This window comes from Actinokineospora sp., assembly GCF_050699995.1.
Classification (GTDB): Bacteria; Actinomycetota; Actinomycetes; order Mycobacteriales; family Pseudonocardiaceae; genus Actinokineospora.
This window is the reverse complement of record NZ_JBOHGC010000477.1, coordinates 1-9,497: the sequence shown is the minus strand read 5'-3', so window position 1 is coordinate 9,497 and position 9,497 is coordinate 1. Positions and strand designations below refer to the sequence as shown.

The 9,497-nt window shown below is 71.3% G+C and carries 9 protein-coding genes and 1 pseudogene; all 10 read left to right on the top strand.

Going from position 1 to position 9,497, the window contains the following annotated elements; all coding sequences use genetic code 11:
- A partial coding sequence (locus tag ACRDSQ_RS24015; RefSeq protein WP_431424198.1) for an MFS transporter occupies window positions 1-757 on the top strand: 757 nt, incomplete at its 5' end.
- Between the two features lie 2 nt (window positions 758-759).
- The gene (locus ACRDSQ_RS24010; RefSeq protein ID WP_431424196.1) at window positions 760-1,539 is read left to right on the top strand and encodes an ATP-grasp domain-containing protein; all 780 of its coding nucleotides are present in this window, start codon (window positions 760-762) and stop codon (window positions 1,537-1,539) included.
- A 73-nt stretch (window positions 1,540-1,612) separates the two neighbouring features.
- Window positions 1,613-1,999: a response regulator transcription factor gene (locus tag ACRDSQ_RS24005; protein WP_431424195.1), complete on the top strand. Its 387-nt coding sequence runs from the start codon at window positions 1,613-1,615 to the stop codon at window positions 1,997-1,999.
- Window positions 1,996-3,252 carry a hypothetical protein gene (locus ACRDSQ_RS24000; RefSeq protein ID WP_431424193.1) on the top strand — a complete coding sequence of 419 codons (1,257 nt, stop codon included), beginning with the start codon at window positions 1,996-1,998 and terminating at the stop codon, window positions 3,250-3,252. Before ACRDSQ_RS24005 ends, ACRDSQ_RS24000 begins: the two co-directional genes overlap by 4 nt.
- Window positions 3,249-4,079 carry an ATP-grasp domain-containing protein gene (locus tag ACRDSQ_RS23995; RefSeq protein ID WP_431424191.1) on the top strand — a complete coding sequence of 277 codons (831 nt, stop codon included), beginning with the start codon at window positions 3,249-3,251 and terminating at the stop codon, window positions 4,077-4,079. The genes ACRDSQ_RS24000 and ACRDSQ_RS23995 overlap by 4 nt, the downstream gene beginning before the upstream one ends.
- Window positions 4,080-4,247: 168 nt before the next feature.
- Window positions 4,248-5,570, top strand: coding sequence for a hemolysin family protein (locus ACRDSQ_RS23990; RefSeq protein ID WP_431424190.1), 1,323 nt, complete (start codon window positions 4,248-4,250; stop codon window positions 5,568-5,570).
- Window positions 5,567-6,616, top strand: a complete 1,050-nt coding sequence (locus ACRDSQ_RS23985; protein ID WP_431424188.1) for a hemolysin family protein — start codon at window positions 5,567-5,569, stop codon at window positions 6,614-6,616. The genes ACRDSQ_RS23990 and ACRDSQ_RS23985 overlap by 4 nt, the downstream gene beginning before the upstream one ends.
- A 1-nt stretch (window position 6,617) precedes the next feature.
- Window positions 6,618-7,496, top strand: a complete 879-nt coding sequence (locus ACRDSQ_RS23980; protein ID WP_431424199.1) for a 3-methyladenine DNA glycosylase — start codon at window positions 6,618-6,620, stop codon at window positions 7,494-7,496.
- Window positions 7,497-7,822: 326 nt separating this feature from the next.
- Window positions 7,823-9,175, top strand: coding sequence for an IS607 family element RNA-guided endonuclease TnpB (gene tnpB / locus ACRDSQ_RS23975; protein ID WP_431424186.1), 1,353 nt, complete (start codon window positions 7,823-7,825; stop codon window positions 9,173-9,175).
- A 35-nt stretch (window positions 9,176-9,210) separates the two neighbouring features.
- Window positions 9,211-9,497 (top strand): annotated as a pseudogene (locus ACRDSQ_RS23970) (hypothetical protein); the annotation flags it as partial.

Sequence of the window (9,497 nt, the reverse complement as noted above, 5' to 3'; positions counted from 1 at the left end):
CCTCTGGATCGTGGTCACCGCGCTCGCCTCGGGGTCGGTGGTGATCGTGTGGGCGGGGGTGCGCCCCGGCGAGGCGGCCCCGCCGAGCGTCGAGCCCGACCGGGCCTCCGTGCCGCCGTGGCATCGGTCCGGCCTGCCGCCGTGGCATACCGGGACCGTCGTCGCCGAGCCCCCGCGGCTGCTGCGCGACCCCCGGCTGCGGCTGCTCTGCGGTCTGGGGCTGATGGCCGGGCTCACCGCGCACATGACGCACGGCATGTTCCAGATCATCGCCGTCGAGGTGGCCGGGCTCAGCGCGGCGCAGATCGGCCTGATCTACTCCGCCTCCGTCGCGGTCCTGCTCGTCGTCGGCCCACTGGCCGGATGGCTGTCCGACCGGCGCGGACCGGGCCCGCTGGCGGGAGCGCGGGGCATCGCCAACGCCGTGTCCTCGCTGACCTACCTCGTCTCGCCGACCATGGCGGGGATGCTCGCCGGGCGCATGGTGGACGACACGGGCAAGGCGGCGTTCCGGCCGACCTGGGCCACCCACCTCGCCCAGGCGTCGACCACCGCAGGCCCGCGCGCGGGCCGGGTCACCGCCAATCTGGATAGCGCGCTGTCGGTGGGTGAGGCCGTCGGTCCACTGCTCGCCGCCCTGCTGTGGGACGTGTGGGGTCTCGCCGCGTTCCTGCTCACGCGGGCCGCGCTCGGTGTCGGCACCGAACTCGTCCTCTCCCGCAGGCTCCGCGTGCTCGATCGTGCCGGGGGGACGTGACCGTGGGCGCCGGGCGGGTCGTGTTCGTGTTGGGCCGCGCGCCTGGGCCGCGCTCGGTGCTGCCCGCGGTCGTCGAGGGGCTGCGCGAGCGGCGGTTCACGGTGGACTGCTGCCCCGTCGGTGCCGCGCCCAGCCTGATGGCCACGGCGGACCTCGTGGTGGGCCGGTCCCTCTCGCCCGAGGACGCGGCAGGGTTGGCCGAGTGGACCGCGGCGGGCACGCGCTGGTGTTCTCCGCCGCCCGCGCTCGCGGCGGCCGGTGATCGTCTCGTGGTGTGGCGCCGACTGTGCGCGGCCGGGGTCGACGTGCCCACGGGCCGCGTGGTGTGTGACGCGGGCGAACTGACCGCCCGGCCCGCCGCCACGCCGATGGTGGTTAAGTCGGCGCGCGGCAGCCGCGGCCGCGGTGTGTCGCTGGTCGGCGCAGGCGCACAGGTGTCGCCCGAGGGCGCCGGGCCGTGGCTGGTGCAGGAGCGCGTGCCGGGTGACGGATGGGACCGCAAGCTCTACGTGATCGGGTCCGCGGTGGTCGGACGGCTGCGCCGCTGGCCGCCGCTGACCCCCGCCGACACCCACGGCAGGCCCTTGGTGGTCACCGCCGACCTGGCCGCGGCGGCGTCGGAGGCCCGCGCGGCGCTGGGGCTGTGCGTGTGCGGGGTGGATGTCGTGTCCGGCCCCCGAGGACCGGTCGTGGTCGATGTCAATGGGATGCCCGGTTTCAAGGGTGTTCCCGGCGTGGTCGGCTTGCTGGTCGAGCATCTGGCGCGCCACCTGGACGGATGAGCTCCCTTTCATCGGCGGTTCATCGAGCGCTCACCGCCGAGTCACATGCTGTTCGCCTGTGGAAGGAGATGTCATGGCACGCCTGCTGGTCGTCGAGGACGAGCCACGCATCGCGGCCCTCATCGCGAAGGCGCTGCGTCTGGACGGCCACGAGGTGGTTGTAGCCGAGGACGGCGACCTCGGGCTGTTCCTGGCGATGGCGGACCGTGTCGACGCCGTGGTGCTCGACCTCGGCCTGCCCGGCATGTCGGGGCGCGAGGTGCTGCGGCGGTTGCGCACAGCCAAGCCCGGCCTGCCGGTGGTCGTGCTGACCGCCCGCGACGACCCAGCCAGCCGGGCGGCCTGCCTTGCCGCCGGCGCGACGGTCTACCTGACCAAACCGTTCCTGGCAGGCGAATTGCGCACGGCTGTCGCCGGAAGCGCGAACCAGCGCGGGATGGTCCGCGTGGTGCGGCAATGACGGCGAGGGCACGCCGATCGTCGCGGGTGGTGATCATCGGTGCGGGCCGGATCGGGTGCGGCTACCTGGCCCCGCTGTTCCGAACCGCCGGTTACCAGGTGAGTCTGGGCTGCCGAACCGAGGAGACGGCCAAGCGGGTGGCCGACGAGGGCGGCTGGCTGGTCCGCGAGACCGGCGAGCCCGGTCGCCTGGACTCGGTATCCGGGGTGGTGCCGGTGTGGGGGCCGGACCTGGACGACGCGCTGGCCGAGGCCGATCTCGTGGTGACCAGCGTCGGTGTCGGCAATGTCGGGCAGCTCGGCGACCCGCTGGCCACCGGACTGGCCAAACGGGGTGGCGCCAGGGTGGACATCTGGTCGGTGGAGAACGACGCCTGCGCCGGGCGGCTGCGGACCTCGATCGAGCGGGCGGCGCACGCGCGCGAGGTGGAGTTGCCCGCGTTCGGCGTGGCGGGGGCGGTCGCCTCGGTGGTGGTCGGCCGCGGTTCCTGGCATGGCGACGGGCGGCCGGAGTTCGTCGGCGACGCCCATCGCGGGCTCGTCGTCGACGAGGTGCCGCTGACCAGCGACCTTCCGCCGCTGCCAGGGGTCACGGGCAGTCGGCACTATCGCGCCCGGCTGCACGAGAAGATCTACGGGTTCAACGCCGGACACGCGCTGACCGCCTACCTCGGCTGGTTGCGCGGACACCAGACGCTCGACAGCGCGGTTGGGGATCCGTTCGTCCGCCCGGTCGTGGCGGGCGCACTGCTGGAGGCCCGACGGGCCACGCTGCACGCCTACCCGATGCTGACCCGATCAGCCACAGTGGACACGCAGCGGGACGTGCACCGGCCGGTCGGCGTGATCTTGGCCCGGTTCGCCGACGCCGAACTGGCCGACCCGATCACCAGGGTGGCCCGAGAGCCTATCCGCAAACTCGGGCCCCGCGACCGGCTGCTCGGACCGGTCCGGCTGCTGAGCCGGGTGGGCGGATCGCCCCGCCTGCCCGCCCACTTCGCGCTCGGCGTCGCCGCCGCGCTGCTCTACGGGTTCGCCGACGACCGGGTGACCGCGGTCGATCCGCAGACCAAGCGGTTGCGGGCGCTGATCGCCGAGCACGGAGTGCTCGACGCCCTGGGACTGGTCAGCGGACTGCGGCCGACTGGGACGTTCACCCGCGCGGTGGCCGACCGGTACTACCGATTCGCCTTCCTCGACGATGGCGTGCGGTTTCCGCCCGCCTGCCCGGACGACCTGGGCGTCGACCAGTGATCCGGGCGTGCGCGTTGGTCGAGGCGGGCGACGCGCCGGGACGCAACCCACTACTCGGCCCGCTCGGCCGCGCGCTGCGGGATCGCGCGGTCGAGTTGCTCGTCTTCGACGTCAGCAGGCCGTGGCGGCCGGAGATGATCCCGGCCGCGGACATCTATCTACTCAAGGGAGACGATGCGGGGGTGTGCGCGGTCGGCGGCTACGCCGCGGACCGCGGGGCGCGATGCCTGAACTCGGTCGAGGCCACCCTTCGGGTCGCGGACAAGGCACGTGTCCACCTCCTGCTCGACACGGCCCACCTGCCTGTCCCGGACACGTCGGTTGCCGGTGACGCGGCGGCGGTCGGCGAGTTGCTCGCGCGCGCGGACATCCCGAAGGTCGTCAAACCGCTGCGTGGGGCGCACGGGGTGGGCGTCGCGATCTGGCACCCGGGTGACGCCGCCCCGATGCCCGGGCCGGGGCCGTGGCTTGTCCAGGACCTGGTGGGGGGTGACGGGTTCGACGTCAAGGTGTACGGGGTCGGTGACCGCTACGCCGTCCGGCGGACCCGGTTCCATCCCGGCCGGGCCGACGGCCATCGCGAGGTGGTGGATCAGCCCGACCCCCGCGTGGGCGAGATCGCACGCGCGGCGGCGCGGGTATGCGGACTCCGGTGCTGGGGGGTCGATCTGTTGATCAATCCGGGCGGGCCGGTCATCGTCGACGTCAACTCGTTCCCCGGATATCGCACCGTCCCGGAAGCCGCGAACTGGGTGGCCACCGCGGTGGTGGACGTGCTGGACCAGCCGTATGGCATGACCGTGGGTGGGGCGGGGCGACATACTTGACGTGGCCGCGCGGAAGCGGCAATCGATTCCCTAGAATGGGCGTACGCAAATCTCGTATGTCCAAGGAGTGACCTTTTCCGTGCGTCAAGCACAATCACCGGGCCGCAGTACCGGGCCGGGAGAGAGTCCCGGCGACCATACCGGCCCGGTATCCAGGTGTGATGCCTGGTGACCGGTCCCCTGCTCAGCGTCCTCGGCCTGCTGGCCGTCTTCGCTCTCACACTCGGGACGGCGCTCTTCGTCGCCGCCGAGTTCTCCCTCACCACCCTGGAACGCAGCCAGGTCGACCACCACGCCGAGGAAGTCGGCGACCGGCGGGCCCTGGCCATCCAGAAGGCCCACCGGACCCTGTCGTTCCAGCTGTCCGGCGCGCAACTGGGCATCACGATCACCACGCTGATCACCGGCTACATCGCCGAGCCCGCGCTCGCGCGGCTCATCGAGCCGCTGCTCGCGCTGGTCGGCCTGCCCAAGGGCGCGGCCGACGCGGTGGCGATCACGATCGCGCTGATCGTGGCGACGTCGCTGTCGATGGTGTTCGGCGAGCTGGTCCCGAAGAACCTCGCCATCGCCCGCCCGCTGCCGACCGCGCGTGCCGTCGCCGGTCCGCAGGCACTGTTCTCCTCGGCGCTGCGCTGGCTGATCAACGCGCTCAACGGGTCGGCGAACTGGGTGGTGCGCCGCCTGGGCGTGGAGCCCCAGGAGGAGCTGCGGTCGGCCCGCTCCCCCGACGAGTTGGGCGGCCTGGTCCGCTCCAGCGAGGCCAAGGGAACGCTCGACACGGGCACGGCCGCGCTGCTGAGCCGGTCGCTGCGCTTCGGCGACCGCACGGCCGACGAGCTGATGACCCCGCGCGTGCAGGTGCAGGCGCTGCGCGCGGACGCCACTGCGCTCGACTTGATCGCGCTCGCGCGCGCGACCGGCTTCTCGCGGTTCCCGGTGCACGGCGGCGACTTGGACGAGATTCGCGGCGTGGTGCACGTGAAGCAGGTCTTCGGTGTCCCGCACGCGATGCGTGCGACGACGAAGGCCGCCTCACTGGCCCGCCCGGTGCCCACGGTCCCGGAGACGCTCAACGGCGACGTCCTGCTCGACCGGCTGCGCGGCTCCGGGTTGCAGGTCGCGGTCGTGGTCGACGAGTACGGCGGCACCGCCGGGCTGGTCACCCTGGAGGACCTGATCGAGGAGATCGTCGGCGACGTGCGCGACGAGCACGACCGCGGCGAGGTGAACCCGGTCCGCCCGCTGGGCAAGGACAGCTGGATGGTGTCCGGTCTGCTGCGCGACGACGAACTGGCCGACGCGACCGGTTTCCGGATGCCCCCGGGCGACTACGAGACGGTGGCGGGGTTCGTCCTCAACCGCCTCGGAAGGATTCCGTCGGTGAACGACGATCTGCGCTATGCCGGCTGGCTCATCACGGTGATGCGGATGGACCGCCACCGCGTCGCCGAGCTGCGCGTCGCCAAGGTTCGCGAGGTGACCGCATGACCGACATCCTCGCCCTGCTGGCGACCATCTTTCTGTTATTGGGCAACGGTTTCTTCGTCGGCGCCGAGTTCGCGATCATCACCGCCCGGCGCGACCGGCTCGAAGCGCTGGCCCGTGAGGGCAAGCACCGCGCGGCCGTGGCGATCGAGGCGGGCAGGCAGCTGCCACTGCTGATCGCGGGCGCGCAGCTGGGGATCACGGTGTGTTCGCTGGGGCTGGGCGCCCTGTCCGAGCCGGTGATCGCGAGCCTGCTGGAGCGCCCGTTCCACGCCCTCGACATCCCACCCGCGGTGCTGCACGGCGTCGCGTTCGCGATCGCGCTGGGCATAGTGGTCACGCTGCACACGGTGATCGGTGAGATGGTGCCGAAGAACCTGGCCATCGCCGGACCAGAAGGCGTGGCGATGGCGCTGGTGCCGGTGCACTACGCGTTCTGCAAGCTCGTCCGGCCGGTGCTGGCGCTGTTCACGCTGGCGTCGACGTTCGTGCTCAAGCTGTTCAAGGTGGAGCCGCGCGACGAGATGGAGACCGCCTACACGCGCGACGAACTGGCGAACCTGATCTCCGAGTCCCGGCGCGAGGGGCTGCTCGACGACTCCGAACACCGCAGGCTCACCCAGACGCTGTCCTCGGCGGAGCGGACCGTCGCCGACGTGATGGTGCCGCTGGACCAGCTCAAGACCGTGCCCTCGCCGCCGACCCTCGGCGACATCGAGCGCGCGGTCGCCGAGACCGGCTACTCGCGGTTCCCGGTGCGCATGTCCGACGGGTCGATCACCGGCTACGTGCACGTCAAGGACGTGCTCGACCAGGTCGACGCCGACCCGGCGACCCGGCTGCCCGCCTCGCGGGTCCGCGGGTTGCCGCAGCTGCCCGCGGACTCGCGGGTCGACGAGGCGCTCAGCGCGCTGCGGCGGGCGCACAGCCACCTGGCGACGGCGGTGGCCGCGGACCGCTCGGTGCTCGGCGTGGTCGCGCTGGAGGACCTCGTCGAGGAGTACGTGGGCACCGTGCGGGACGGGACGCACATCGCCAACGGTGGCTGAGATGATCTTGCTCGACGAGGCCGACTGGCACGCCCGACGCGACGCGCACGTCGAGCGGATGCGCGCGTGGACCGAGCCGCACCAGGCGCGGCGGGCGCGTGGCGAGAAGCACCCGGTGCTGGACTTCCTGTTCACGTACTACTCGCACCGGCCCGCGCACCTGGAGCGGTGGCACCCGGGCGCGGGCGTGGTGCTGGCGGGCGAGTCGGCGCGGGCGTACCTGCGCTGGCCCGCGTACACCGCCACCGACTCGGGTGTGACGGTCGATCTCGCCGCGTTGCCGGAGTCCAGGCGGCGCAGTGCCCGGTTCATCCGGGACCTGCTCGCCGCCACGGTGTCGAGGCCGCCTCGGCTGGGCTGCTTCGGGTTGCACGAGTGGGCGATGGTCTACCGGCAGCCGGAGTCGGAGATCCGGCACGTCGACTGGCCGCTGCGGCTCGGCGCTGCGGGCACCGACGAGGTCGTCGAGACGCAGACGATCAAGTGCAGCCACTTCGACGCGTTCCGGTTCTTCACCGAGCCCGCGCGACCGCTCAACACCCTGGAGCCGGGCCGGGACCGGCAGATCGCGATGGAGCAGCCGGGCTGTCTCCACGCGACGATGGATTTGTTCAAGTGGGCGTACAAGCTCGATCCGTACACCCCGTCGGACCTGCTGGCCGACTGCTTCGACCTGGCATCGGACGTGCGTGAGCTGGACATGCGGGCGAGCCCGTACGACCTGTCCCCGCTGGGCTACGAGCCGGTGCGGATCGAAACCGAGCGTGGCCGCGCCGAGTACGCGCGCAGGCAGTCGGAGTTCGTCCGACGCGCCGAACCCTTGCGGCTCAAGCTGATCGCGTTGTGCGACGTCCTACTGGAGAGTTCTACTCACAGTTAGACCCTTGACGCGCGCAGTTCACCTAATAGAGTGCCTCTGCCGGGCGCCGACTACGGACAGCATCTCTGTCCGCGAGCGCACGAAAGGGTTGGCAACTGTTGTCCGGTGAGGGAGCGGTGGTGTGTGTAGGTGACCTTGAGAGAGCGGCGTTTTGTCGCAGGCTCCCTCAAGGTTCTTGTCGGTCCCTGCCGTTACGGTCGTCGTCGTGGAGCACTGTGATCGGTTGGTGTGGTTCGGGTTCGAGGATCGGGCGGCGTCGCTGGCCGCGTGTGGTCGCCGGGTCGTGGTGTTGGACGCGGCTGAGACCGGTGATTCGGCTGATTGACATGGTTGTGGTGCACGCGTACCGGTTCGCCCTGGACCCGACCCCGGGGCAGACCAGGGACCTTGAACGACACGCCGGGGCGGCGCGGTTCGCCTACAACTGGGCGTTGGCCCGGGTGAAAGCCAACATCGGGCAGCGGGCCGCGGAACGCACCTACGGCCTTGACGGCGATCAGCTGACCCCGGGGGTGGGCTGGAACCTGCCTGCGTTGCGTCGGGCCTGGAACCAGGCGAAGGGTGAGGTCGCACCGTGGTGGGGTGAGTGCTCCAAGGAGGCGTTCAACACCGGTTTGGACGGGGTGGCCCGGGGGTTGAAGAACTTCGGCGACTCCAAGTCCGGCAAGCGCGCTGGCGGCAAGGTCGGGTTTCCCCGGTTCAAGTCCCGACGTCGGGCCACACCGAGCGTGCGGTTCACCACCGGGGTGATCCGGGTCGAGCCAGACCGCCACCATGTCACCCTGCCGAGGGTGGGGCGGATCAAGACCCACGAGTCCACGCGCAAACTGGCCCGCCGTTTAGAGGCGGGCACCGCCCGGATCTTGTCCGCGACGGTGCGCCGCGAAGCCGGCCGCTGGTATTGCGCGTTCACCGTCAAGATCCACCGAACCCAGGCAACACCGACCAGGCCCGCCCAGCGGGTCGGGGTGGACGTGGGCATCACCACCCTCGCCGTGCTCTCCACTGGGGAGTGTGTGCCCAACCCAAGGCACCTGAACAAGGCGCTGCGTGGACTGCGCAGGGCATCGCGGACCCTGTCGCGCCGCCAAGGACCCGACCGGCGCACCGGGGCCCGCCCCTCGAAACGCTGGGAAACCGCCCGCCGCAAGGTGACCCGCCTGCACACCCGGGTGGCCAACCAACGCCGTGATGAGCTGCACAAGCTCACCACGACCCTGGCCGGAATCTACGGCACGATCGTGGTGGAGGATCTCAACGTCGCTGGGATGCTCCGCAACCGGAAACTGGCCCGGCACCTGGCCGACGCCTGCTTCGGTGAGATCCGCCGCCAACTCGATTACAAGACCCGGTGGAACGGTGGCCTGGTTGAGGTCGCCGACCGGTGGTTCCCCTCCTCCAAGACGTGTTCGGCCTGTCAGACGGTGAAACCCAAGCTGTCGCTGGCCACGCGCGTGTTCACCTGCGATGCCTGCGGTGTGGTGCTCGATCGCGATCTCAACGCGGCGATCAATCTCAAGCAGTACGTCGCCCGGAGTGGCCGGGAGACGGTAAACGGACGTGGAGCCGACCAGAAGACCGAGCCTGGCTCGGCAGGTGGCTGTGAAGCGTCAACCCCGCACCATTTCGGTGGGCAAGACGGGGACCGCTCGCTGGTAACGGCGGGCTGCGAGAGATGAACTCACCAGAGGTCCCTCACTCGCAACGGTTGGCAATGCCTCGACAACGTGTGGTCGGCCGTCGTAGCGCGCTGCGGCGGTCGGTTCTCGTCCTGGGCCTCGTCGTGCTCATGATCGCCTTGTGGCTGGGCGCCAACTGGCTGCGCTACGTCGCCGACGAGCGCGCCGCCGAGCGAGGCCGCGAGTGCTCCCGCGGCCCGGCGACGCTCAAGGTCACCGTCGCGCCCAGCGTCGAGGAGCCGCTGCGCGAGATCGCCGGCCGGTGGAACGCCGCCGGCGCGGTGGTCGACGACTTCTGCGTCAAGGTCACGGTCGCGGCGAC